Annotated in this window: 22 protein-coding genes, 1 tRNA gene and 1 pseudogene; 9 read left to right on the forward strand and 15 right to left on the reverse strand. The window is 70.4% G+C overall.

The genetic code is table 11. The features are described 5' to 3' along the window. Window positions 1-133: 133 nt before the first annotated feature. From thrB to argS, 5 genes are read right to left on the reverse strand one after another with little or no spacing between them, the layout of a single operon-like run. Window positions 134-1033, reverse strand: coding sequence for a homoserine kinase (gene thrB / locus FCL41_RS11410; protein ID WP_137067026.1), 900 nt, complete (start codon window positions 1031-1033; stop codon window positions 134-136). A 2-nt stretch (window positions 1034-1035) separates the two neighbouring features. Then, on the reverse strand, window positions 1036-2103 hold the full coding sequence (gene thrC / locus FCL41_RS11415; protein ID WP_137067027.1) for a threonine synthase: 1068 nt from the start codon (window positions 2101-2103) through the stop codon (window positions 1036-1038). Further along, window positions 2100-3392, reverse strand: a complete 1293-nt coding sequence (locus tag FCL41_RS11420) for a homoserine dehydrogenase (protein WP_137067028.1) — start codon at window positions 3390-3392, stop codon at window positions 2100-2102. Before FCL41_RS11420 ends, thrC begins: the two co-directional genes overlap by 4 nt. Further along, window positions 3389-4804 carry a diaminopimelate decarboxylase gene (lysA, locus tag FCL41_RS11425; protein WP_137067029.1) on the reverse strand — a complete coding sequence of 472 codons (1416 nt, stop codon included), beginning with the start codon at window positions 4802-4804 and terminating at the stop codon, window positions 3389-3391. Before lysA ends, FCL41_RS11420 begins: the two co-directional genes overlap by 4 nt. After that, window positions 4801-6465 carry an arginine--tRNA ligase gene (gene argS, locus FCL41_RS11430; RefSeq protein ID WP_137067030.1) on the reverse strand — a complete coding sequence of 555 codons (1665 nt, stop codon included), beginning with the start codon at window positions 6463-6465 and terminating at the stop codon, window positions 4801-4803. Before argS ends, lysA begins: the two co-directional genes overlap by 4 nt. A gap of 144 nt (window positions 6466-6609) precedes the next feature. On the opposite strand from argS, the gene FCL41_RS11435 reads away from it, so the two are divergent. Next, window positions 6610-6681 (forward strand) — tRNA-Arg (locus FCL41_RS11435). 86 nt (window positions 6682-6767) lie between these two features. On the opposite strand, the gene FCL41_RS11440 is transcribed toward FCL41_RS11435, so the two are convergent. Together FCL41_RS11440 and FCL41_RS11445 are read right to left on the reverse strand one after the other, a co-directional pair. Next, entirely contained in the window at window positions 6768-7706 is a 939-nt protein-coding gene (locus FCL41_RS11440; RefSeq protein ID WP_137067031.1) for an LCP family protein, read from the reverse strand. Then, window positions 7703-8245 carry a hypothetical protein gene (locus FCL41_RS11445; RefSeq protein ID WP_137067032.1) on the reverse strand — a complete coding sequence of 181 codons (543 nt, stop codon included), beginning with the start codon at window positions 8243-8245 and terminating at the stop codon, window positions 7703-7705. The genes FCL41_RS11440 and FCL41_RS11445 overlap by 4 nt, the downstream gene beginning before the upstream one ends. Before the next feature lie 193 nt (window positions 8246-8438). On the opposite strand from FCL41_RS11445, the gene FCL41_RS11450 reads away from it, so the two are divergent. The 5 genes and pseudogenes from FCL41_RS11450 to FCL41_RS17730 all read left to right on the forward strand — a co-directional run. After that, window positions 8439-12206, forward strand: coding sequence for a multifunctional oxoglutarate decarboxylase/oxoglutarate dehydrogenase thiamine pyrophosphate-binding subunit/dihydrolipoyllysine-residue succinyltransferase subunit (locus tag FCL41_RS11450; protein WP_137067033.1), 3768 nt, complete (start codon window positions 8439-8441; stop codon window positions 12204-12206). Window positions 12207-12227: 21 nt separating this feature from the next. Beyond that, complete coding sequence (locus FCL41_RS17105; protein WP_170970333.1) at window positions 12228-12404, forward strand: DUF6104 family protein; 177 nt, start codon at window positions 12228-12230, stop codon at window positions 12402-12404. A 166-nt stretch (window positions 12405-12570) separates the two neighbouring features. Continuing rightward, window positions 12571-14442 carry a class I SAM-dependent methyltransferase gene (locus FCL41_RS11455; RefSeq protein WP_137067034.1) on the forward strand — a complete coding sequence of 624 codons (1872 nt, stop codon included), beginning with the start codon at window positions 12571-12573 and terminating at the stop codon, window positions 14440-14442. Between the two features lie 102 nt (window positions 14443-14544). Then, window positions 14545-14958 carry an ATP-binding protein gene (locus FCL41_RS11460; protein WP_137067035.1) on the forward strand — a complete coding sequence of 138 codons (414 nt, stop codon included), beginning with the start codon at window positions 14545-14547 and terminating at the stop codon, window positions 14956-14958. A gap of 41 nt (window positions 14959-14999) precedes the next feature. Continuing rightward, a pseudogene (locus tag FCL41_RS17730) lies at window positions 15000-15185 on the forward strand (VOC family protein); the annotation flags it as partial. A 20-nt stretch (window positions 15186-15205) separates the two neighbouring features. On the opposite strand, the gene FCL41_RS11470 reads toward FCL41_RS17730, so the two are convergent. Next, a complete protein-coding gene (locus FCL41_RS11470) occupies window positions 15206-15553 on the reverse strand; it encodes a TfoX/Sxy family protein (RefSeq protein ID WP_137067036.1) in 348 nt (115 codons plus the stop codon). A 183-nt stretch (window positions 15554-15736) separates the two neighbouring features. Here FCL41_RS11470 and FCL41_RS11475 point away from each other — a divergent pair, with 183 nt between their 5' ends. Together FCL41_RS11475 and FCL41_RS11480 are read left to right on the forward strand one after the other, a co-directional pair. Continuing rightward, on the forward strand, window positions 15737-16300 hold the full coding sequence (locus FCL41_RS11475) for a dihydrofolate reductase family protein (RefSeq protein ID WP_137067037.1): 564 nt from the start codon (window positions 15737-15739) through the stop codon (window positions 16298-16300). Window positions 16301-16380: 80 nt separating this feature from the next. Beyond that, window positions 16381-16899: a hypothetical protein gene (locus FCL41_RS11480; RefSeq protein WP_137067038.1), complete on the forward strand. Its 519-nt coding sequence runs from the start codon at window positions 16381-16383 to the stop codon at window positions 16897-16899. Between the two features lie 2 nt (window positions 16900-16901). Here the strand turns inward: FCL41_RS11480 and FCL41_RS11485 are convergent, their stop codons facing one another. The 7 genes from FCL41_RS11485 to FCL41_RS11515 form a co-directional block, all read right to left on the reverse strand. Beyond that, window positions 16902-17495 (reverse strand): MOSC domain-containing protein, encoded by a 594-nt coding sequence (locus FCL41_RS11485; protein WP_170970334.1) that lies wholly within the window; start codon window positions 17493-17495, stop codon window positions 16902-16904. A 37-nt stretch (window positions 17496-17532) separates the two neighbouring features. Further along, complete coding sequence (locus FCL41_RS11490; protein ID WP_137067040.1) at window positions 17533-18120, reverse strand: MOSC domain-containing protein; 588 nt, start codon at window positions 18118-18120, stop codon at window positions 17533-17535. Window positions 18121-18223: 103 nt separating this feature from the next. After that, window positions 18224-19573: an NADP-specific glutamate dehydrogenase gene (gene gdhA, locus FCL41_RS11495; RefSeq protein ID WP_137067041.1), complete on the reverse strand. Its 1350-nt coding sequence runs from the start codon at window positions 19571-19573 to the stop codon at window positions 18224-18226. Between the two features lie 58 nt (window positions 19574-19631). Next, window positions 19632-20339 carry an SDR family oxidoreductase gene (locus FCL41_RS11500; RefSeq protein ID WP_137067042.1) on the reverse strand — a complete coding sequence of 236 codons (708 nt, stop codon included), beginning with the start codon at window positions 20337-20339 and terminating at the stop codon, window positions 19632-19634. Further along, window positions 20336-21313, reverse strand: a complete 978-nt coding sequence (locus tag FCL41_RS11505) for a zinc-binding dehydrogenase (protein WP_137067043.1) — start codon at window positions 21311-21313, stop codon at window positions 20336-20338. Before FCL41_RS11505 ends, FCL41_RS11500 begins: the two co-directional genes overlap by 4 nt. A 10-nt stretch (window positions 21314-21323) precedes the next feature. Further along, window positions 21324-22514 carry an NAD(P)-dependent malic enzyme gene (locus FCL41_RS11510; protein ID WP_137067044.1) on the reverse strand — a complete coding sequence of 397 codons (1191 nt, stop codon included), beginning with the start codon at window positions 22512-22514 and terminating at the stop codon, window positions 21324-21326. A gap of 89 nt (window positions 22515-22603) precedes the next feature. Further along, window positions 22604-22975 (reverse strand): S24/S26 family peptidase, encoded by a 372-nt coding sequence (locus tag FCL41_RS11515; protein WP_137067045.1) that lies wholly within the window; start codon window positions 22973-22975, stop codon window positions 22604-22606. Between the two features lie 56 nt (window positions 22976-23031). On the opposite strand from FCL41_RS11515, the gene sodN reads away from it, so the two are divergent. Next, window positions 23032-23433 (forward strand): superoxide dismutase, Ni, encoded by a 402-nt coding sequence (gene sodN / locus FCL41_RS11520; protein ID WP_137067046.1) that lies wholly within the window; start codon window positions 23032-23034, stop codon window positions 23431-23433. The last annotated feature ends 27 nt before the right edge of the window (window positions 23434-23460 follow it).

The raw sequence follows: 23460 nt of genomic DNA on the forward strand, positions 1-23460 counted from the left end.
GATGGGCCTGCGCGTGAGACCGCGCTCACGGCCAAAGCACCACACCCGACGCGGTGCCGGCAGGCATCCACGTCGGGTGGGGGGCGTCGATCGTGAGTCGTTGATCAGTGCTGGAGGTGAGTGCTCGCTGCGATCACTCGACGCGGGCGCCGTGGCTGTCCACCGGCAGGTGGCGAGCCGTCCACCCCTGCGGGCAACGCTCCAGCAGCGCCGGCACCGAGGAGACGTCCGTCAGGGCGAGCACGGTGGGGCCGGCACCAGAGACCACGGCGGGGACGCCGGCGGCGCGCAGCTCGCGTACGAGCACGAGCGAGTCCGGCATCGCGGGCTCGCGGTAGTCCTGGTGCAGCTTGTCCTCGGTGGCCGTCAGCAACCACTCGGGGCGGGAGGTCAGGGCGGCGACCAGCAGGGCGGCACGACCGGCGTTGGCGGCGGCCTCGGCGTGCGGGACCGTCGCCGGCAGCAGGCCGCGGGCCACCTTCGTGGCCACCGGCTCGGTGGGCACGAACGCCACGGTGGTGACGCGGGGGTCGACCGGCACCTTGACCGAGAACCACCGCTCCCCGTCGTGACCGGCGATGGTGAAGCCGCCGTACATCGCCGGAGCGACGTTGTCGGGGTGGCCCTCCAGCCCGGCCGCGAGCCGGAAGATGGCGTCGTCGTCGAGGAGCAGCTGACCTCCGGCGACCATCGCCCGGGCCAGGACGAGGCCACCGACGATGGCGGCCGAGGACGACCCCATGCCGCGCGTGTGCGGGATGACGTTCTTGCAGACCAGTGAGAAGCCGGGCGGCTCCGACCCCATCGCACGGAAGCCCATCCGCATCGCGCGGACGACCAGGTGGGACTCGTCGCGCGGGACGTCGGCCGCGCCCTGGCCGCGTACGTCCACCTCGATGCCGCCCGAGGTCACCTCGGCGACGAGCTCGTCACGCGTGCCCAGCGCCAGGCCGAGCGCGTCGAACCCGGGCCCCAGGTTGGCGGACGTGGCGGGGACGGTGACGCGCACCGGCCCCTCGACGAACGTCGCCACCCTCAGGCCAGTCCGGCGGCCCGCGCGGCCTCGTCGACGTCGGCGTCGACCACGACGTCGACGAGCTGACCGAAGCCCTCGAGCGCGGTGGCGGTGTCCTTGAGACCGTGACCGGTGACCGTGATGACGATCTGCTTGCCGGAGAAGTCCTCACCCGCAGCCACAGCCTTGAGCAGGCCTGCGACACCAGCGGCGGAGGCCGGCTCGACGAAGACCCCGTCCTTCGACGCGAGCTGGGTCTGGGCGGCGAGGATCTCGTCGTCGCTGAGCGCGGTGAACGAGCCACCGGACTCCTCCTTCGCGGCGACCGCGAGGTCCCACGAAGCCGGGTTGCCGATGCGGATCGCGGTGGCCTTGGTCTCCGGGTCGGCGACCGGCGCACCGTTGACGAGCGGGGCGGCACCCTCGGCCTGGAAGCCGCGCATCACCGGGCGGCGGGTGGACTTGCCGAGCTTCGCGTACTCGCTGTAGCCCATCCAGTAGGCGGAGATGTTGCCCGCGTTGCCGACCGGGAGGAAGTGCAGCTCGGGGGCGTCGCCGAGGAAGTCGACGATCTCGAACGCCGCGGTCTTCTGACCCTGGAGGCGAGCCGGGTTGACCGAGTTGACCAGCGCGACCGGGTACTTCTCGCTCAGCTCGCGCGCCATGCGCAGGCAGTCGTCGAAGTTGCCGCGGACCATGATCACCTGACCGCCGTGCAGGATGGCCTGGGCCATCTTGCCCGCGGCGATCTTGCCCTCGGGGACGAGGACGAGGGGCTTGAGGCCGGCCTTGGCGGCGTACGCGGCCATGGACGCGGAGGTGTTGCCCGTCGAGGCGCAGACGCACGCCTTGGCGCCCTCGTGGACGGCGACCGACATCGCGGTCGTCATGCCGCGGTCCTTGAAGGAGCCGGTGGGGTTGTTGCCCTCGACCTTGAGCCACACCTCTGCGCCGGTCAGGCCGGAGAGCCAGCCCGAGTCGACGAGCGGGGTGCCGCCCTCGCGCAGCGTCACCGCCGGGGTGCCCTCGGGGATGTCGAGGAGGTGGCGGTACTCCTCGATCACGCCTCGCCACTGGTGCACGGTCATTCCGACTCTCCTTCCACGCGCATCACCGAGGTGACCTCGCGGACGATCTCCATGCCCCGCAACTGCTCGACGGTGGCACTCAGCTGGGCGTCCGTGGCCTGGTGCGAGACGACGACGAGCTGTGCGTCGGCGCCACGACCCTCCTGACGGACGATCTGGATCGAGACACCGTTGTCTGCGAACGCTTGGGCGACCGCCGCGAGCACGCCCGCGCGGTCCTGCACGTCGATGGCGACGTGGTAGCGGGTGACGGTCTCCCCCATCGGACGCACCGCGCGGTCCGCGTAGGCGGACTCACCGACACCAGTGGTGTCGTTCAGGCGGTTGCGGCCCACGGTGACGAGGTCGCCGAGGACGGCCGACGCGGTGGGCGAACCACCGGCGCCGGGACCGTAGAACATGAGCTGGCCGGCCGCCTCGGACTCCACGAAGACCGCGTTGTAGGCCTCGCGAACGCTCGCGAGGGGGTGGGAACGCGGGATCATCGCCGGGTGCACGCGCACCGCGACCTGGTCGTCGCGCAGCTCGGCGATGGCCAGCAGCTTGACCACGGCACCCATGTCTCGCGCGGACGCCACGTCGGCGGCCGAGACCTCGGAGATGCCCTCGCGGTACACGTCCTGCGCGGTCACCCGGGTGTGGAAGGCGAGGCTGGCCAGGATGGCGGCCTTGGCCGCGGCGTCGAAGCCCTCGACGTCGGCCGTCGGGTCGGCCTCGGCGTAGCCCAGGTCCTGGGCCTCCTCCAGCGCCTCGGCGAAGCCCGCGCCGGAGGTGTCCATCTTGTCGAGGATGAAGTTCGTGGTGCCGTTGACGATGCCGAGCACGCGGGTGACGCGGTCACCGGCGAGCGACTCGCGCAGCGGGCGCAGGATCGGGATCGCTCCCGCGACGGCGGCCTCGTAGTAGAGGTCGCGACCGGCCTTCGAGGCGGCCTCGAAGAGCGTCGGGCCGTCCTCGGCGAGCAGCGCCTTGTTGGCGGTCACGACGGAGGCGCCCGACTCCAGCGCCTTGAGGATCAGGGTGCGGGCGGGCTCGATGCCACCGATGACCTCGACCACGACGTCGACGTCCTCGCGGGTCACCAACGCCTCGGCGTCGGTCGTCAGGAGTCCGGCCGGCACATCCACCTCGCGCGGGGCGTCGAGGCGGCGCACGGAGACGCCGACCAGCTCCACCGGAGCCCCCACCCGTGCCTCGAGGTCGCCCGCCTGCTCGGTCAGGAGCCGGACCACCTGGGAGCCCACCGAGCCGCAGCCCAGGAGCGCCACCTTCAACGGCTTGTTGCTCATGATTCACCCATGTCGGTTGCCAACAGATCTTCCTCGGTCTCGCGGCGCACGATCACTCGTGACGCCCCGTTGCGCACGGCGACCACCGGGGGCCGCAGCGCGTGGTTGTAGTTCGACGCCATCGAGCGGCAGTACGCGCCCGTCGCCGGCACCGCGAGCAGGTCGCCGGCGGTCACGTCGGAGGGCAGGAACTCGTCCTTGACGACGACGTCGCCCGCCTCGCAGTGCTTGCCGACGACGCGCGCCAGCCGAGGCGGCGCCTCGGAGCTGCGGTTGGCGAGCGTGCAGGAGTAGTCGGCGTCGTAGAGCGCGGTGCGGATGTTGTCGCTCATCCCGCCGTCGACGCTGACGTAGAGCCGGGTGGCGCCGCCGTCGAGGGCCACGTCCTTGACGGTGCCCACCTCGTAGACCGTGCACATCGACGGTCCCACGATCGCGCGGCCCGGCTCGATGGAGAGGCGCGGGGCGGAGATGCCCAGCCCGCGGCACTCGTGGGCGACGATCGCGGCCATCTCCGCGGCGAGCCTCGCCGGGGTCGAGGGGTCGTCCTGGGTGGTGTAGGCGATGCCGAACCCTCCGCCGAGGTCCATCTCCGGCATCGTCACGCCCAGCTCACTCGCCACTCGGGCGTGCAGGGCCAGGACGCGGCGTGCCGCCACCTCGAAGCCTGAGGAGTCGAAGATCTGGCTGCCGATGTGGGAGTGGAGACCCAGCAGGGTGACGCCCGGGGCCTCGGAGAGACGGCGTACGGCCTCGAAGGCGTCGCCCGACGTGATCGAGAAGCCGAACTTCTGGTCCTCGTGGGCGGTCGCGATGTATTCGTGGGTGTGCGCCTCGACGCCCGCGGTGACGCGGACCATCACGCGTACGTCGGGCTCGCCGGCGCCGCTGCGGCGCTCGCCGAGCGCGGTGACGCGGGCGACCTCGTCGAAGGAGTCGACGATGATCCGCCCGACCCCCAGCTCGACGGCGCGCGCGATCTCCGCAGGCGTCTTGTTGTTGCCGTGGTAGCCCACCCGCGCCATGTCGACACCGGCACGCTGCGCGACGAGCAGCTCTCCGGAGCTGCACACGTCGAGGCAGAGGCCCTCCTCGGCGATCCACTTGGCGACGGCCACGCTCAGGAACGCCTTGCCCGCGTAGTAGACGTCGAAGTCGGCGAACGCGTCGCGGAAGGCGCGAGCGCGCGCCCGGAAGTCGTCCTCGTCCAGGACGTACGCCGGGGAGCCGTGCTCCGCGACGAGGTCCGTCAGCTTCACGCCGGCGACCTCGAGCACGCCGTCGACCTTGCGAGCGTGGTCCGACCACAGCTGCGGCACGAGCGCGTTGGGGTCGAGGGGCTCACGGAGCCATGTGGGTCCGCGCAGCGCGCCGGAGGCGTGGGCCCAGCCGGCCTCGTGGGTCGTGCTCACATCCGCTCCGGGGCGGAGACACCGAGCAGGTCGAGGCCGTTGGCCAGGACCGTACGGGTCGCGGCCACGAGCAGCAGGCGCGCTGCGTGCAGGGCGCCCGGCTCCTCGTCACCCATCGGCAGGACGCGGCAGCTGTCGTAGAACCGGTGGTAGGTGCCGGCGAGGTCCTCGAGGTAGCGGGCCACGCGGTGCGGCTCGCGGAGCTCGGCGGCGCTGGCGACGACGCGCGGGAACTCGGCCAGCGCGCGCAGGAGGTCGCCCTCCTTCTCGTGGGAGAGCAGGGAGGGGTCGAACTCCTCGCCGGCCGGGGCCAGCCCCAGGTCGGCGCCGTTGCGCAGGATCGAGCAGACGCGCGCGTGGGCGTACTGCACGTAGTAGACCGGGTTGTCGTTGCTCGCCTTGGCCCACAGGTCGAGGTCGAGGTCGATGTTGGAGTCGGAGCTGTAACGGGCCAGGGCGTAGCGCGCGGCGTCGACGCCGATCGCGCCCACGAGGTCGTCGATGGTGACGACGGTGCCGGCCCGCTTGGACATGCGCATCGGCTGGCCCTCACGCAGCAGGTTGACCATCTGGCCGATGAGGATCTCGAGGTTGGTGCCGGGGGTGTCGCCGAACGCGGCGCACATGGCCATCATCCGACCGACGTAGCCGTGGTGGTCGGCCCCGAGCATGATCAGGCACCGGTCGAAGCCACGCTCGCGCTTGTCGAGGTAGTAGGCGAGGTCGCCGGAGAGGTAGGCGCCCTGACCGTCGGACTTGATGATCACCCGGTCCTTGTCGTCACCGAACTTCTCGGTGGCCAGCCAGATGGCGCCGTCCTTCTCGTAGGTGTTGCCGAGCTCGGTGAGACGCGCGACCGCACGGTCGACGGCACCGGACTTGTGCAGCGCGTCCTCGTGGAAGTAGACGTCGAAGTCGACCCCGAAGTCGTGCAGGCTCTTCTTGATCTCGGCGAACATCATGTCGACGCCGACCGATCGGAAGATCTCCTGCGCGGTCTCCTCGTCGGCCTCGAGGGCGTCCGGGCGCTCGGCGACCACGGCGGCGGCGATGTCGTGGATGTACTGCCCGCCGTAGCCGTCCTCGGGCGTCGGCAGGCCCTTCGCGGCCGCCAGCAACGAGCCGCTGAACCGGTCGATCTGGCCACCGTGGTCGTTGAAGTAGTACTCCCGGGTGACGACGGCGCCGGTCTTGGTGAAGATCCGGCCCAGCGCGTCACCGACCGCGGCCCAGCGCACGCCACCGATGTGGATGGGGCCGGTCGGGTTGGCGGAGACGAACTCGAGGTTGATCTTCTCGCCGGCGAACGCGTCGGAGGCGCCGTACGCCTGACCCGCGGCGACGATGTCGGCGGCGACGCGGCCCTGGGCGCCGGCGGCCACCGTGATGTTGAGGAAGCCGGGTCCGGCGACCTCGACGGCGGCGATGCCCTCGGTGGCCTCCAGCCGCGCCTTCACGAGCTCGGCGAAGGCCCGCGGGTTGCTGCCGGCCTTCTTGGCGAGCTGGAGCGCGACGTTGGTGGCGTAGTCGCCGTGGCCCTTCTGTCGGGGTCGCTCCACCGTCACGTCGCTGGGCACGCCGTCGGGCAGCGTGATCGATCCGTCGGCCACCAGGCCGTTGAGGACGTCGACGATCAGGGAGGAGAGATGCTCGGGGGTCACCCGCCCAGCCTATCCGCGCCGCGAGGCGAACCCGTCATCGGTTTCATCCCTCGCGACGTGGGAGCGCTGGAGGGCGCGGGACACCTGCCCACGGGGTGGTTTCACAGGTCCCCCGCAACAGCGGTAGTGTTCGTCGCGCTACGGGCCCCCGTAGCTCAGGGGATAGAGCGCCGCCCTCCGGAGGCGGAAGCGTAGGTTCGAATCCTACCGGGGGTACTGACCACGCAGTGGTCGCAGAAGTCACGAAGGGCAGCGCCGCAGCGCTGCCCTTCGTCTCATTCCAAGCCGCCTTGGCGACCACCTCAGCACCGCGAGATCGTGGCGTCCTTGCGGGCGTCGTCGCCGTAGCGGCGGGCGGTCGCGACGTCGGGGAAGACCACGCTCGCGGCACCGGCCTGGCCGATGCTGCCCTTGATGACGCAGGTCGTGATCTTGTTGCTCTTCACCTGGGTGATGGCCTGCGCGATCCGGTAGAGCTCGGCCGGCGAGGCGTCGGTGTGGGTGTGCTTCAGCACGGCGGCGACGCCGCCCTCGATGAAGCCCGGCTCACGCTGCTTCTCCACGATCTTGGCGTGGATGCCGCGGATCACCCGCTGCTGGTTGGCGGAGCGTCCGAAGTCACCGTCGCGCAGGCCCTTGCGGATCCGTGAGAAGGCCATGGCGTCGTACCAGCTGAGCTTGATCTTGCCCGGCTGGAAGCCCTCCTTCTTCAGGTTCGCGTCGGCGAAGTAGTACGGGTTGTTGACGGTGATGGGACCGATCTCACGCACCATGCCCTCGACCCCCTCGAAGCGCGCGACCATGACGTAGTCGGGCTCGATCCCGATCAGCGCAGCCATGGTCCTGGCCTGGAGCTGGGGGCCACCGAAGGTCATGGCGGCATTGATCCGGTTGCGACCGTGACCGGGGATGTCGACGTAGGAGTCGCGGGCCACGCCGATCGCGGTCGCGGCTCCGGTCTTCGTGTTGATGCCGACCATCTGCAACGCGTCGGCCCGGGTGGCGATCTTGTTCTCCCACGGACGGGCGTCCGAGCCGATGGCGAGGATCCAGACGACGTCGGGGCTGAGGTCGACCCCCTTGGCACGCTCCACCTTCACGAAGGTGACCTCGGTGGGCGCGACCGTCGAGTCGGGCACCACGACGGCGAAGGTGGCGAGGACGGCCGTGAGTGCCGTCGTACGCGTCACCCGGCGCACCCAGCGACGGGTCCGGGTCGTGGGACGTTCGGTCGTGCTCATCGCTCACTCTCCGTCAGGTCGAAGCCGAAGATCTTCCAGCCGTTCTTGGTCGGGGTCAGGCTGAGCCGTCCCCGGACCTTGACGCGCTTCTCCACCTCGCCGGTGGTGTCGTAGTCGAGGACGACGCGGGCGGTCACGCCCTGCGGCTTCCCACCGGCCGCGAAGACGTCGTAGCGCACGACCCGACGGGTGGCGGTCACGGACTCGACGTCCTCACTGATCTCGGCGGCGGAGGTGAGGGCGCTCTGCTTCGTGGCCAGCGCGGCCGCCCCGGGCGTGAACCCGGACCAGGCCTCGTCGCCGATCACTCGGGGCCACTCCCCCGCCACGTGGGCCGCGTCGATCCAGCCGTCGACGACGGGACCGACCTCGGCCAGCAGCGCCCGGCGCTGCGGTGGGCGCAGGCGCCCGCGGACCTGGCCGACCCTGGCGGTCGTCTCGATGGCGGCGGCCCTGGCGTCGTCCCCGGTCGGCTCGTCCTGACCCTTGTCGTCCCCACCTCCCGAGCAGGCCGCGAGGCTACCCAGGAGTAGGGTCAAGCTCGTTGCGACAGCGCCTCGTCGCATCCAGTTCGACATTCGGTGCGCTCCTTCCGCTGGTGGCACGCGTGTGTCTCGCCACAGCCTGCCTGAAACCGACCCTGGAGCCCGCATTTGTCAACGGGTGGGTCTAGCCTTGACCGAGACTTACTTGCACATTCAGCGCGCATACCCGGAAGAGGCGAACCAAGCCGTGCCGCAGTCCCCCAGCTCTGACCAGCCTGCATCGACCAGCCCCAGCGCCGACTTCGGCGCCAATGAGTGGCTCGTCGAGGACATGTTCGAGCAGTACCAGAAGGACCCCAAGAGCGTCGACCCCGAGTGGGCCGAGTACTTCGCCGGACGTTCGGCCGAGAAGTCGGCCCAGAAGTCGGCGCAGGGGACCCCTGCTGCTGCAGCCGCTCCGACCAAGCCCCAGGCGGCCCCGGCCAAGGCTCCGGCCGCCCCCGCGAAGGCTCCGGCCCCGGTCGCCACCTCGCCGGCGACGGGCCCGACCCCGGTCGCCAAGCCGCGTCCGACCGCCGCGGCCGCCGAGCCGGCCAAGGGCACCGCCTCCCCGGTGGCCAAGGACCCGGCCCCGGCCGCCAAGTCGGAGGCGAAGGACGAGCCGACGTACACGACGCTGCGTGGCATCCCCGCCGCCACCGCCAAGAACATGGACCTGTCGCTGTCCGTGCCGACGGCGACCTCGGTGCGCAACGTGCCCGTCAAGCTGCTGTGGGACAACCGCACGGTCATCAACAACCACCTCAAGCGCGCCCGCGGCGGCAAGGTGAGCTTCACGCACCTCATCGGCTACGCGATCATCCGCGCCGTCCGTGAGTTCCCGGCGATGAACAACACCTACGCCGAGGTCAACGGCAAGCCGACCCTCGTCACCCCGGCGCACGTCAACTTCGGCCTCGCCATCGACCAGGTCAAGGCCGACGGCACGCGTCAGCTCGTCGCCCCGTCGATCAAGGGCTGCGAGACGATGGACTTCGCCGGCTTCTGGACGGCGTACGAGGAGATCGTCAAGAAGGCCCGCGACAACAAGCTGGGCATGGACGACTACTCCGGCACCACCATCTCCCTGACCAACGTGGGTGGCCTCGGCACGAGCCACTCCGTGCCGCGCCTCATGGCTGGTCAGGCCGCGATCTTCGGCGTCGGCTCGATGGAGTACCCGCCGGAGTTCCAGGGCGCCTCCGAGGAGACGCTGACCCGCAACGCGGTCAGCAAGATCCTGACGATCACCTCGACCTACGACCACCGCGTCATCCAGGGTGCCCAGTCGGGCGAGTTCCTGCGCCGGGTGCACCAGCTGCTCAACGGCGAGGACGGCTTCTACGACGAGATCTTCGCCTCGCTGCGCATCCCCTACCAGCCCATCCGCTGGAGCAAGGACATCGCGACCTCGCACGACGAGGACATCAGCAAGCAGGCCCGCATCCTGGAGCTGATCCACGCCTACCGCGTCCGCGGTCACCTGATGGCCGACACCGACCCGCTGGAGTACCGCCAGCGCACGCACCCCGACCTCGAGATCGAGTCGCACGGCCTGACGCTGTGGGACCTCGACCGCGAGTTCGCGACGGGTTCGTTCGGTGGCGAGGGCAAGCGCTTCATGAAGCTGCGCGACATCCTCGGCATCCTGCGCGACTCGTACTGCCGCACCATCGGCGTCGAGTACATGCACATCATGGACCCCGAGCAGCGCCGCTGGATCCAGGAGCGCATCGAGGTCCCCCACGAGAAGACCCCCCGTGAGGAGCAGCTGCGCATCCTGCTCAAGCTCAACCAGGCGGAGGCCTTCGAGACCTTCCTGCAGACGAAGTTCGTCGGCCAGAAGCGCTTCTCCCTCGAGGGTGGCGAGACCACCATCCCGCTGGTCGACGAGATCTGCGAGGCGGCCGCCGAGGGCGACCTCGACGAGGTCACCATCGGCATGGCGCACCGCGGTCGCCTGAACGTGCTCGCCAACATCGTGGGCAAGTCGTACTCGCAGATCTTCCGCGAGTTCGAGGGCAACATCGACCCGCGCACCGTCCAGGGCTCCGGCGACGTGAAGTACCACCTCGGCGCCGAGGGCGAGTTCGTCGCCGGCTCCGGCGACAAGATCAACGTCTCCGTGGCGGCGAACCCCTCGCACCTCGAAGCCGTCGACCCGGTCCTCGAGGGCATCGCCCGCGCCAAGCAGGACGTCCTCGACCGCGGCTCGGACTTCTTCCCGGTTCTCCCGCTCCTCATCCACGGTGACGCCGCCTTCGCGGGTCAGGGCGTGGTGGCCGAGACGCTCAACCTGTCCCAGCTGCGTGGCTACCGCACCGGCGGCACGATCCACGTGGTCGTCAACAACCAGGTCGGCTTCACCACCTCCCCCGGATCGTCGCGCTCGTCGCTCTACTGCACCGACGTGGCCCGCATGGTCCAGGCGCCGATCTTCCACGTGAACGGCGACGACCCCGAAGCCTGCATCCGCGTGGCTCGCCTGGCCTTCGAGTTCCGCCAGGAGTTCAACAAGGACGTCGTGATCGACCTCGTCTGCTACCGCCGCCGCGGTCACAACGAGGGCGACGACCCCAGCTACACCCAGCCGCTGATGTACGACCTCATCGAGCAGAAGCGCTCCGTGCGCAAGCTCTACACCGAGTCGCTCATCGGTCGCGGTGACATCACCGTGGAGGAGGCCGAGCAGGTGCTGCGCGACTACCAGCAGCAGCTGGAGCGTGTCTTCACCGAGGTGCGCGAGGCGTCCTCAACCCCGTCGGAGTGGACGACCGTCCCGGACTACCCGGAGAAGTCGGCCGGCGCCGCCACCACCGCGGTCAGCCCCGAGGTCATGAAGCGCATCTCGGACGCCTACCTGACCCCGCCGGAGGGCTTCACGGTCCACCCGAAGGTCATGCCGCAGCTGCAGCGTCGCGCCGCCGCGATCATCGACGGTCCGATCGACTGGGGCACCGGCGAGATCCTCGCCTTCGGTTCGCTGCTCATGGAGGGCCGCCCGGTCCGCCTGGCCGGCCAGGACTCGCGTCGCGGCACCTTCGTGCAGCGCTTCGCGACGATCATCGACCGCAAGAACGCCGACGAGTGGACCCCGCTGACCACCCTCAGCGAGGACCAGGCCAAGTTCTACGCCTACGACTCGCTCCTGAGCGAGTACGCAGCCCTCGGCTTCGAGTACGGCTACTCCGTCGCACGTCCCGACGCCCTGGTCCTGTGGGAGGCGCAGTTCGGTGACTTCGTCAACGGCGCGCAGACCGTCATCGACGAGTTCATCTCCTCGGGCGAGACCAAGTGGCGCCAGCAGTCCGGCGTCGTCCTCCTCCTGCCCCACGGCTACGAGGGTCAGGGACCGGACCACTCGTCCGCCCGCATCGAACGCTTCCTGGCGATGTGTGCCGAGGACGCCATGGTCGTGGCCCAGCCGTCGACCCCGGCCTCGCACTTCCACCTCCTGCGTACGCACTCGCTCGGCGAGGAGCACCGCCCACTGGTGGTCTTCACCCCGAAGTCGATGCTGAAGCGCAAGGAGGCTGCCTCGCAGCCCTCCGACTTCACCGAGGGCGTCTACCGCCCGTTCATCGGGGACGACGAGGCCGACGCGAGCAAGGTCGAGACCCTGCTCATGTGCTCGGGTCGCGTGACCTGGGACCTGGTCGTGGAGCGCAAGAAGCGCGAGAACGGCGAGACCTTCGCGATCGGCCGGGTGGAGCAGCTCTACCCGAACCCGGTCGAGGAGATCAAGGCCGAGCTCGCCAAGTACCCCAACCTCAAGACCGTGCGCTGGGTGCAGGACGAGCCCGAGAACAACGGTCCGTGGCCGCACTACGCCCTCAACGTGTGGAAGCAGCTGGGCATCGAGGTCGAGCCGGTCACGCGACCGGCCTCCGCCTCGCCGTCCGTCGGCACGCTGAAGCGCCACGTCGAGGAGCAGAAGTCGCTGATGGAGAAGGCCTTCGGTCCGCACCGAGGCTGAGACCTGACGAAGGATCGCACCATGTACTACACCGACCGCGGCATCGAGGAGCTCGAGAAGCGCCGGGGCGACGAGGAGGTCACTCTGGCCTGGCTCGCCGACCGGCTCCAGGAGTTCACCGATCTCCACCCCGAGTTCGAGGTGGCGGTCGAGCGGCTGGCCACGTGGTTGGCTCGTGAGGACGATCCCGAGGACTGAGCACCACCCCCCAGGGGCCGGACACCGCAAGGTGTCCGGCCCCTGTGGCTTTTCCACGCAACGGTGGGGCGTCGCAGGGCGGCACCATCTCGACGACGCCCCTTCCCGGCGGGGTGCCGAGCCGCTACCTTCGAGTAACTTCACGCCCAGACCAGGAGCAGGACACATGCCGAAGTTCCGTGCCCTTCCCGTGCTCAGCAGCCTCACCGCCGCCAGCCTCGCCCTCAGCGGCCGCCGCCTGCGCGAGCGGGCCTCACTGCTCCCCGTGCTCAACAGCCTCCCCGCCGCGGCCGACCCGGTGGGCACGGTGGACACCACCGGCTGGCGGGTGGTCTCCGCCACCGGGGTGGAACTGCACCCCGACACCCTCGCCGCTGCCGTCGCGTGGGCGCAGGAGCAGGGGCTCGACGCGGTGGACCTGGTCCCCGTCGACCTGACGGTCGCCCGCGCGCTCGACCTGTTGAGGCTGGTCGACCCCGCTTCCTACCGCAGCACCGCCACGGCCCAGGGACGCACCGCCGGACACGCTGTCGTGGTGCGCGCCGAGCTGGCCGAGCGCGCCGAGCTGCCCACCGGCCCGGTGCCCCCGCCCGCCATGGTCGAGGTCGCGCGACAGGTCAAGCGCTACGCTCCCCGCACCTGCGATCTCGTGGTGGCGCCGCGTGAGCGTGCGGTGGACCTCACGCCTGACGAGGAGCTGGCCGTGCAGCGCGCGGTCTTCGACCGCTACGGCACCGCGAACCTCGCCGCCCTGGGACTCCAGCTCGCGGTGCTGGGCAGCGGGCTGCTGGCCTCACGCCCGACCGGACTGGCGGCCCTGGCAGCGTACGAGGCTCAGCCGGCGGCGGTCTTCGCCGGGCAGCGCGGTCCGCTGGCACCGCGCGACCTCACCCGCACGGCCGGCACCCGCTGGGCACGTGAGACCGGCCGGCTCACCGCGCTGCTGCGCGCCGAGGCGCCACGGCCCACGTCGCTGGTGCAGAGCGACGCGTTGCGACCGGAGTACGCGGCAGAGATCGCCCTGGGGACCGAGCGCTTCCTCGAGCCTCGGGTCGACAAGTGCCGATGGTGTGGCTCGACCGAGCTCAGCACGCTGCTCACCACGCCTGACCTGATCCAGAACAAGCCCGGCACGTTCTCGCTCGACGAGTGCGGCTCCTGCGGGCACGTCTTCCAGAACCCGCGCCTCTCCCCCGAAGGCCTCGACTTCTACTACAAGGACTGTTACGACGGCTTCGGTGGCGAGGAGATGGAGCGCATCTTTGCCACCCAGTCGACCGACTACGAGGGTCGGGCCGCCATGGTCCGCGAGCACGACCCCGCCCCCGCCCGCTGGCTCGACGTCGGCAGCGGCCACGCGCACTTCTGCCTCGTGGCTCGAGAGCTGTTCCCCGACACCTCCTTCGAAGGCCTGGACCTGGGCGCGGCCATCGACGACGCCGCGCACCGGGGCTGGATCGACCGCTCATTTCGTGGGATGTTCCCCGACGTGGCCCCGGAGCTGGCCGGCCAGTTCGACGTGGTCAGCATGCACCACTACCTGGAGCACACCCGTGAGCCCGCCGAGGAGCTCGACGCCGCGGTCACGGCGTTGAAGCCCGGTGGACTGCTGATGATCGAGGTGCCCAACCCCGACTGCGCCCACGGCCGGGCCCTGGGCCGCTACTGGATGCCCTGGCTCCAGCCGCAGCACCAGCACTTCGTCTCGATGGACCGGCTCCAGGAGGCCCTCGAGGAACGCGGGTTCACCGTGCTGGAGCGCGAGACCACCCAGCCCACCCGCGGTCTCGACACGGTGGCCGCAGCGTGGCTCCTCGCCGGACACCTCGCGCCACGTCTCTGGATGCCCTGGCATCGTCGCCCCACGCACGCCGACCGCGCGGCGCGTCTGGCGGCCGTGACCACGGCCCTCGGCGCGGGAGTCGTCGCCGCCATCGGCACGGAGGTGGCAGGGGCGATCTCCGGCGACGTCACGGGCAGCGCGTTCCGCATGCTGGCCCGCCTCGACGGACCCGAGCGTCCCGTGCGGACGGCGTGACGACTGCGTCCACTCCACGGACGCCGTGCCCGGAGGGGTTTCGACCCGCTCCGGGCGAGTCATGCTCGTGGCACGAACGCTGCCGACGAAACCGGAGACCTGATGGGGACTCACGACTCCGACATGACCTTGGAGGGCCTGGCCGTGCCCGAGGGGCTCAGCTCCCTGCACGACTTGATCAAGCGCGGTCGGGCCGCCCATCCTCACGTGGACCCGGAGGCCTTCATGATGCTGGAGACCGCCGTCATCGAGATCGCCGGCAACGTCGTCGAGCACGGTCGCCCGCCCGGCGAGATCTGGTGGTCGGTCAGCCTGCGGGTGCACGACGACGCCCTCGAGGGGGTGCTGGCCGACGACGGTCAGCGCTACGAGGGAGACCTGAGCACAGTCATGCCCGACCCCCTGGCGGAGTCCGGACGCGGCCTTCCGCTCGCGCATGCCGTCCTCGACGAGCTGGACTACACACGCCAGCACGGCAAGAACGTCTGGACCATGCGGCGCCGGGTACGGACCTGAGGCGCGGGCACCGACCGCGGTGAATCGCTAGCGTGCCAGGCATGGCGACCAAGCTGGAGAACGTAGGCATCGCGGTGCGGGACATCGAGGAGACCATCGCGTTCTTCACCGACCTCGGGCTCACGGTCGTCGGGCGCGCCACCGTCAGCGGTGGGTGGGCGGACACGGCCGTGGGCCTCGACGACAACCATGCCAAGATCGCCATGCTGCCGACACCGCCCTCCATCAACCATGCCCTGAGCACCCGTCACCGCTTCGGCGGCTTCGGCGACCTCGCGATCGCCCGTTCGACGGCGGGGCGCACCCAGGCGTCGAGGCTCGCGGCGTCGGGCAGGTCCTCGGCCGCGACGAGCACGATGCCACCCATCGTCCGCGCCCCCATCGTGGCCAGCCGAGCACCTTGGGCCAGCGCGGACTCGACGCCCTCCTTGCCGACGTGGACCATGAGGTCGACGTCGCCGGTGCCGACGGCCATGTGGGTGTTGACGGTCCAGCACAACCCGCCGAACATGCTGATCTCGCGATAGCCGTCCTCGCCGGCCGCGGACACGACCGCCTCGCGGATGCGGCCGGCCAGCTCCTCGTCGTACGCCATCGGACGCCCTCTCCTCGTGCCCACCTGACGAGCGCCGCCCGAGGGGCTGGGCAGACCCGCACAGCACTGTTACGTTGCGATCATGCCCGGATTCCCGGCCGCCCGCGACCCCCGCGCCGGCCTGACGGGGAGCCCCAGTGCCCGGAACGCCAGGGCCCAGACCTGACGACCCGGAGGACGACGATGCGCACCGTCTCCTACTCGATGAACGCGTCGCTCGACGGCTTCGTGGAGGATGCCACTGGGGGCTTCGACTGGTCGATGCCGGACCCCGACGTCTTCCGGGCGCACATCGAGGAGATCCGCGGCGTCGGCGTCCACCTGCTCGGACGGCGCCTCCACGAGACGATGCTCTACTGGGAGACGGCCGACGCGAGCACCTTCGACTCCGACGAGCGGGAGTGGGCGACGTGGTGGAACGCGCTGCCGAAGGTCGTCTTCTCCCGCACGCTCACCGAGGTGCAGGGCATCAACACCCGGCTCGCGACTGGCACGCTGGCCGAGGAGGTCGCCCGCTGGCGCGACACACCGGGCGACGGCGACATCGCCATCGGTGGCGCCATCCTGGCGGCCGAGGCCGCCGACCTCGGGCTGATCGACGAGTACCGGGTGATGGTGCACCCCGTCCTGGTCGGTGGCGGGAAGCCCTACTTCGCGCGGAACCAGAGGCAGGTCGAGCTCGAGCTGCTCGACACCCGCACCTTCGCCAACGGGGTGGTCCGCCTTCGCCACCGCGTCCGGCGCTGAGGCGCCTCTCCCCCGGCCCGTCCCGGCAGCTCGAGTGACCCTCCCGAGGCGGCCCTGCCTGCGTCCGGCAGGCTGTGACCGTGACCGACGCTCGTGTACGTCCCTGGCTCCTCGAGGCACTCGCCCACGGCAGCGCCAGTCCGCTGGACGTGGCGCGGCTGACGTGGCAACGCCACGAGGCCGAGATCCGTTCCGCCGGCGACCTGCTCTACACGTGGCAGCTGGACCTGCAGGAGTGTGCCGCGGCGATGGCACGTGACGGCTCCCTCCTCGTGGACCCTGACGGACGGTGGGCCCTCACCGGCGTCACACCCTCGCCGGGACGCGACGCGTGGCGTGAGGACGAGATCGTGGTGGCCGTGGCGGCGTACGTCGCCCTGCTGCGCGCCGAGCACACCGGCCAGCCCCTGCGCACGAGCAGCGTCATCGCCGACGTGCTCGCCCGCACCGGTCGTACGTCGTCGCAGCTCGACGCCCTGATGGCCAACATCTCCGCGGTGGTGCAGGAGCACGGCTACGCACCCCTGTCGTCGTACCCGCCCCGGTCCAACGTGCCGCGCGGCGTACGTCCGGCAGTCGCTGCAGCGCTCGAGGCCTGACCTCAGACCGGTCGCAGCGGTTCGTGGGGGCCTTCCGGGAGGGTGACGGTGATCGGGGCTCCGGGCACGACCTCACCGCCGCGCTCGACCACCGACATCACTCCGGACTTGCGGATCACCCCAGGCGTGGCCGCGCCCGCGCTCCCCGTGGGTGGCGCGGGGTCACCCATGGGTGTCCCGTCAGCGCGAGCGAGCACGACCTTCAGCAACCCCGGCCGAAAGGTGTTGATCTGCGCGCACGGATTGCGCAGGCCGGTCAACCGCACCACGGGGCCGCCCAGGTCGAGCAGCGTCCCGGTCGGCAGCGCCAGCAGGTCGATCCCTGCCGTGGTGACGTTCTCGCCCAGGTCGCCGGGCGCGAGGTCGTGGCCGGCGGTGCGTGCCTCGTCGAAGAGCTCGGCGTGGATCAGGTGGACCTGGCGCAGGTTGGGCTGGTGGGGATCGCGCCGCACCCGCGAACGGTGCTGGACGAGCATCCCAGCGTGTGCGTCACCGAGCACGCCCATCCCCGCGACCAGGGTGATCGTCTCGACAGGTCTCTTGCTGAAGCGGTGGAGCCGGTCCCGGCAGACGGCGACGACTTGAGGGGTGACCACCTCGGCATCCTCTCGCACCACGGGTCGGTTGGCGAGGTCAGACCGGCTCCATCGGCGCGTGCGGGCCCTCCGGGAGGGTGACCCGGATCGGCGCCCCGGGCAGCACGTCCCCGCCCCGCTCGACCACCGACATCACGCCCGCCTTGCGGATCACCGGTGGCACTTCAGGCCGCGGTTCGTCGGGCACGGCCCGCCCCATCGGGGTCCCGTCCGCGCGTGCCAGCACCACCTTGAGCAGGCCCGGCTTGAAACGGTTGATCAGCACGCACGGGTTGCGCAGGCCGGTCAGCCGCAGCACCGGCCCTCCGAGGTCCAGCAGCGTGCTGACGGGCAACGTCAACAGGCCGATCCCTGCCGTGGTGACGTTCTCGCCCAGGTCGCCGGGGCCGATCTCGAAGCCCCGCTCCCGGGCCTCCTCGAAGAGCTCGGACTGGATCAGGTGGACCTGGCGCAGGTTGGGCTGGTTGGGGTCCTTGCGGGCGGCGTAGCGGTGCTGCACCAACGTCCCCGCGTGGGCGTCGCCCAGCACGCCGATCCCCGCGACGAGGGTGATCGAGTCGACGGGCACCTTGGAGAAACGGTGGGCCTGGTCGCGGCTGACGGCGACCACGTACGGGGCGGGCATGCTGACATCGTGCCGCCTGGGCTCAAGCGGCCCGCAGCCACGTACGACGCAGGGCGCCGCTCCCCGAGGGGAACGACGCCCTGCGTGACGCAGTTGTCCGGACTCAGATGACGCCCATGGCGAGCATCGCGTCAGCCACCTGGGTGAAGCCGGCGATGTTGGCGCCGGTCACGTAGTCACCGGGCACGTCGTACTCGTCGGCCGTGGTGAGCACCAGCTCGTGGATGCCCGACATGATGGCGTCGAGGCGCTCCTCGGTGTGCTCGAAGGACCAGCGGTCACGCGAGGCGTTCTGCTGCATCTCCAGGGCGCTGGTCGCCACACCACCGGCGTTGGCGGCCTTGCCGGGCGCGAAGAGCACGCCCGCGGACTGGAAGGCGGCCACGGCGGTCGGGGTGCACGGCATGTTGGCGCCCTCGGCCACCAGCTTGACGCCGTTGCCGATCAGGCCCTTCGCGCCGACCTCGTCGAGCTCGTTCTGGGTGGCGCAGGGAAGCGCGACGTCGCACGGCACGTCCCAGATCGAGCCACCGGAGACGAGGTTGACGTGGGCGCCGCGCGCGGCCGCGTAGTCGCCGACCCGGCCGCGGTCGACCTCCTTGACCTGACGCAGGAGCGCGAGGTCGATGCCCTGCTCGTCGACGACGTAGCCGGAGGAGTCGGAGACCGCGATGACGGTGCCGCCGAGCTGGTGGACCTTCTCCACGGCGTAGGTGGCGACGTTGCCGGAGCCCGACACGACGACCCGCTTGCCGTCGAACGAGTCGCCCTTGGCAGCGAGCATCTCGCGGGCGAAGAAGACGGTGCCGTAGCCAGTGGCCTCGGTACGCGCCTGCGAACCGCCCCAGCTCAGGCCCTTGCCGGTGAGCACGCCGGACTCGTAGCGGTTGGTGATGCGCTTGTACTGGCCGAAGAGGTAGCCGATCTCGCGACCGCCCACACCGATGTCACCGGCGGGGACGTCGGTGTACTCACCCAGGTGGCGGTAGAGCTCGGTCATGAACGACTGGCAGAAGCGCATGATCTCGGCGTCCGAGCGACCCTTGGGGTCGAAGTCGGAGCCACCCTTGCCGCCGCCGATCGGCATCCCGGTGAGGGCGTTCTTGAAGATCTGCTCGAAACCGAGGAACTTCACGATGCCGAGGTAGACGCTGGGGTGGAAGCGCAGCCCGCCCTTGTAGGGGCCGAGGGCGGAGTTGAACTCGACGCGGAAGCCACGGTTGATGTGCACGTGGTTGTTGTCGTCGGTCCACGGCACCCGGAAGATGATCTGGCGCTCGGGCTCGCAGATGCGCTCGATGATCGACGCCTCGACGAACTCGGGGCGCTTGGTGACGACGGGGCTCAGGCTCTCGAGGACCTCGTAGACGGCCTGGTGGAACTCCAGCTCCCCCTGGTTGCGACGAAGGACGTCGTCGTAGACGGGGGCCAGAGCGGGGTGCAAGGACTTCATGGGGATCTCTTTTGATGTGTCGCGCAGGGGGCTCCACGCGGAGGGCGGGATGGACAACTCAGGTCGGCGACGGTGACGTCCTGAGGGTGAGATCGGTCAGGGTGGTGTCGGCCGGAAGGTCGAGCACGTGGACGATGGATGAGGCGACGGACTCCGCGCTCATCCAGGCCTCGGGGCGGTACTCCTTGCCCTCCTGCGTGTGCACACGGGCTTGCATTGCGGTCCCCGTGCGGGAGGGGAAGACACTGGTGACGCGCAGGCCGTGGGGGGCCTCCTCGGTGCGCAGGGACTCGGCGAGCGCGCGCAGGCCGTGCTTGGAGGCTGCGTACGCCGACCAGTCCGGGTTGGCGGCCAGGCCCGAGGTGGAGTTCACGAAGACCACCGTGGACCCTCCCCCGCGCAACGCCGGGAGGAGACCGGCGGTCAGCATCGCGGGAGCGGTCAGGTTCACGTCCAGCTGGTGGCGCCACGCGTCGGGCTCGAGGTCCGCGACCCGGGCGAGGTCGACCACGCCGGCGCAGTGCACCAGCGAGTCCACGGAGCCCAGCTCGACGGCGAGTCGACGTCCGGTCTCCAGCACGGCAGGGGCGTCCGCCAGGTCGACGACCTCGTACCGGTGCTCGGCACCGAGCACTGCGCTGACCTCGTCGGCCCGTTGCGAGGAACGGACGAGCAGGACCAGCCTGTCTCCACGGTCGCTGAGGTGCTGCGCGAGTGCGGCTCCGATGCCAGCACCCGCGCCCGTCAGGACGTGGGTGCGAGTCATCGAGTGAAGACGATCTTTCCGAAGAGGTCACCCTCGGCCATGGCGGCGAAGCCCTCGCGGGCGTCCTCCATGGGAAGGGTGCGATCGACCAACGGACGGGTGCCGGTCGCGTCGAGCAGGCGTACGAGGGCGGCGAGCTCGTCACGCGTGCCCATCGTGGAACCGATGACCTGCAGCTGGAGGAAGAAGATGCGGGTGAGCTCGGCGTCGTCGAGCTGCGGTCCGGACGTGGTGCCCGAGATGACGATCTTGCCTCCGGGGCGCAGGGAGCGCACCGAGTGCGACCAGGTGGCGCGACCGACGGTCTCCATCACCGCGTCGACCTTGACGGGCAGCCTGGCGCCGGACTCGAACGCCTCGTGGGCACCGATCTCCAGCGCCCGAGCCCGCTTGGCCTCGTCACGCGAGGTGACCAGGACGGTCAGCCCGCCGGCGCGGGCGAGGGTGATGAGCGCAGTGGCGACGCCGCCGCCGGCGCCCTGCACGAGCACGGTGTCGCCAGGCTTGAGGTTGCCCTGGGTGAAGAGCATCCGGTAGGCGGTCAGCCACGCCGTCGGCAGGCAGGCCGCCTCGGCGAAGCTCATCGATGCCGGCTTCGCCACCACGTTGCGCGTGGGGACGACGACCTTGTCGGCGAACGTGCCCTGGTGGCGCTCGGAGAGCAGGGAGCGCTTCGGGTCCAGCGTCTCGTCGCCGGTCCAGTCAGGGCTGGAGACCACGGCGTGGACGACGACCTCGTTGCCGTCCTCGTCGAGGCCCGCCGCGTCGCACCCGAGGATCATCGGGAGCGCTTCCTCGCGCAGACCGACGCCCTGCAGCGACCACAGGTCGTGGTGGTTGAGCGAGGCCGCCTTCACCGTCACCGTCGTCCAGCCCTCGGGAGCGACCGGGTCAGGTCGCTCCCCGACCACCAGTCCGGCCAAGGGGTCGGCGGCGTCACGGGGCGCGAAGGACGAGGCGTAGACGGCGAACATGCGGTCAACCTTACTTGCGGGCAACCCCGTCACGCCGTGCAGCGTCCGCGACGGCCCGGGAGACGGCCGGGCCGACCCGCGGGTCGAAGGGGGACGGGATGATCATGTCCTCGGCCAGGGCGTCGCCCACGAGCTCGGCGAGCGCCTCGGCGGCGGCCAGCTTCATGCCCTCGGTGATCTTCGTGGCGTGCACGTCGAAGGCGCCGCGGAAGATGCCCGGGAAGCAGAGCACGTTGTTGATCTGGTTCGGGAAGTCCGACCGACCCGTCGCGACCACGCGGGCGTACTTGTGCGCCACGTCGGGGTGGACCTCGGGCGTGGGGTTGGCCAGGCCGAAGATGATCGCGTCGGGCGCCATGGTCGCCACGATCTCCTCGGGCACGGTGCCGCCCGAGACGCCGATGTAGACGTCGGCGCCGTCCATCGCGTCGGCGAGGGTGCCGCTGCGTCCGAAGTTGTCGGCGGTCTCACGAGCCAGCGCAGCCTTCACGTCGGTGAGGTCGCTGCGCTCGGAGTTGAGCACCCCACGGCGGTCGAGGACCGCGATGTCGCGGATGCCGGCGCCCAGCAGGATCCGGGCGACGGCCACGCCTGCGGCGCCGGCGCCCGAGACGACGACCCGGGTGGAGGACGGCGTACGTCCGGTGAGCTTGAGGGCGTTCTTCAGCGCGGCGAGCGCGACCACGGCGGTGCCGTGCTGGTCGTCGTGGAAGACCGGGATGTCGAGGCGTTCCTTGAGACGGTTCTCGATCTCGAAGCAGCGCGGTGCGGAGATGTCCTCGAGGTTGATCCCACCGAAGCTGGGCGCCAGGCGCGCCACCGTCTCGATGATCTCCTCGGTGTCGGTCGTGTCGAGGCAGATCGGCACGGCGTCGACGCCGCCGAACTGCTTGAAGAGCACGGCCTTGCCCTCCATCACCGGCATGGCGGCGGCAGGGCCGATGTCACCCAGGCCGAGGACCGCGGTGCCGTCGGTGATGACCGCGACCACGTTCGGGACCCACGTGTACTCCTGGGTCATCGAGGGGTCCGCGGCGATCGCCTCACAGACCCGGGCGACGCCCGGCGTGTAGGCGAGGGAGAGCTCCTCGGCCCCCTTGAGCGCTACGCGCGACACCGTCTCCAACTTGCCGCCTACGTGAAGGTCGAAGACCGGGTCACCGTGGAAGGGGTGGGGAGCGTTGTCGGGAGCGTGTGACATGCGTCGGATTCTGGCACGGCAAGGTGTCATGGCCTCACGTGGATCCCGCGCCGAGGCACGGGGTGACGCACCTCACTGTCATATATTCTCTACACTTTGTCAGTGGCTGCGGAAACGCGAGCGCGCAGTCGCCCGGGACGGGGCCACAGGCGCGCGACCGCCACGCCGAGCACGTCCTCGTGGGCCACCACGCCGCGGTGGCGCGAGTCGACGCCGACCTCGGGGGCGTCGCTCAACAACCACCATCCCGGGGCGCCGGTCCTCGTGGCGCGCGCCTCGACGGCTCGCTTCACCACCAACGTCCCGTCCGGGAACCTCGCCACCACGACGTCGCCGGGCCGCACCTCGCCCCCGTGGTGCACGAGGAGCCGGTCCCCCGGATCCAGGGCCGGACGCATGGATTCGCCCTCTACGCGCGCGAGCCCGACGCGCGAGGCACCCCTGAAAGCAAGTCGGCCCATGCGGGTAGTGTCGCATTCACCAGTTCAGGCTTGACGTACGACCGAGAGGAACGCCGATGTTCTCCCGCTTCATCGCCCCGACCGTCACCGTGTCCGCGCACTGCGACCTGCCGTGCGGCGTCTACGACCCCGCCCAGGCCCGCATCGAGGCCGAGTCGATCAAGGCGATCATCGCCAAGGTCGCCGACAACGACGACCCCGACTTCCGCACCCGCGCCGTCCTGATCAAGGAGGAGCGCTCGGAGCTCGTCAAGCACCACCTCTGGGTGCTGTGGACCGACTACTTCAAGGCTCCGCACTTCGAGAAGTACCCGCAGCTGCACACCCTCTTCAACGAGGCCACCAAGCTGGCCGGTGCCGGCGGCACGAAGGGCACGCTCGACGCGGCCGCTGCCGACGACCTGCTCTCGAAGATCGACCAGATCGCCGAGATCTTCTGGGAGACCAAGAAGGCCTGAGGCATCCAGCAGGTCTCTGACCTGCAA

This window comes from Nocardioides jishulii (assembly GCF_006007965.1).
Taxonomy (GTDB): domain Bacteria; phylum Actinomycetota; class Actinomycetes; order Propionibacteriales; family Nocardioidaceae; genus Nocardioides; species Nocardioides jishulii.

Excerpts from the sequence above, each read along its gene's own strand:
- thrC (WP_137067027.1), bottom strand. The coding sequence starts at position 2,103 with ATGACCGTGCACCAGTGGCGAGGCGTGATCGAGGAGTACCGCCACCTC.
- FCL41_RS11420 (WP_137067028.1), bottom strand. The coding sequence starts at position 3,392 with ATGAGCAACAAGCCGTTGAAGGTGGCGCTCCTGGGCTGCGGCTCGGTG.
- FCL41_RS11440 (WP_137067031.1), bottom strand. The coding sequence starts at position 7,706 with ATGAGCACGACCGAACGTCCCACGACCCGGACCCGTCGCTGGGTGCGC.
- FCL41_RS17105 (WP_170970333.1), top strand. The coding sequence starts at position 12,228 with ATGTACTACACCGACCGCGGCATCGAGGAGCTCGAGAAGCGCCGGGGC.
- FCL41_RS11455 (WP_137067034.1), top strand. The coding sequence starts at position 12,571 with ATGCCGAAGTTCCGTGCCCTTCCCGTGCTCAGCAGCCTCACCGCCGCC.
- FCL41_RS11460 (WP_137067035.1), top strand. The coding sequence starts at position 14,545 with ATGGGGACTCACGACTCCGACATGACCTTGGAGGGCCTGGCCGTGCCC.
- FCL41_RS11470 (WP_137067036.1), bottom strand. The coding sequence starts at position 15,553 with ATGGCGTACGACGAGGAGCTGGCCGGCCGCATCCGCGAGGCGGTCGTG.
- FCL41_RS11475 (WP_137067037.1), top strand. The coding sequence starts at position 15,737 with ATGCGCACCGTCTCCTACTCGATGAACGCGTCGCTCGACGGCTTCGTG.
- FCL41_RS11490 (WP_137067040.1), bottom strand. The coding sequence starts at position 18,120 with ATGCCCGCCCCGTACGTGGTCGCCGTCAGCCGCGACCAGGCCCACCGT.
- gdhA (WP_137067041.1), bottom strand. The coding sequence starts at position 19,573 with ATGAAGTCCTTGCACCCCGCTCTGGCCCCCGTCTACGACGACGTCCTT.
- FCL41_RS11500 (WP_137067042.1), bottom strand. The coding sequence starts at position 20,339 with ATGACTCGCACCCACGTCCTGACGGGCGCGGGTGCTGGCATCGGAGCC.
- FCL41_RS11505 (WP_137067043.1), bottom strand. The coding sequence starts at position 21,313 with ATGTTCGCCGTCTACGCCTCGTCCTTCGCGCCCCGTGACGCCGCCGAC.
- FCL41_RS11510 (WP_137067044.1), bottom strand. The coding sequence starts at position 22,514 with ATGTCACACGCTCCCGACAACGCTCCCCACCCCTTCCACGGTGACCCG.
- FCL41_RS11515 (WP_137067045.1), bottom strand. The coding sequence starts at position 22,975 with ATGGGCCGACTTGCTTTCAGGGGTGCCTCGCGCGTCGGGCTCGCGCGC.
- sodN (WP_137067046.1), top strand. The coding sequence starts at position 23,032 with ATGTTCTCCCGCTTCATCGCCCCGACCGTCACCGTGTCCGCGCACTGC.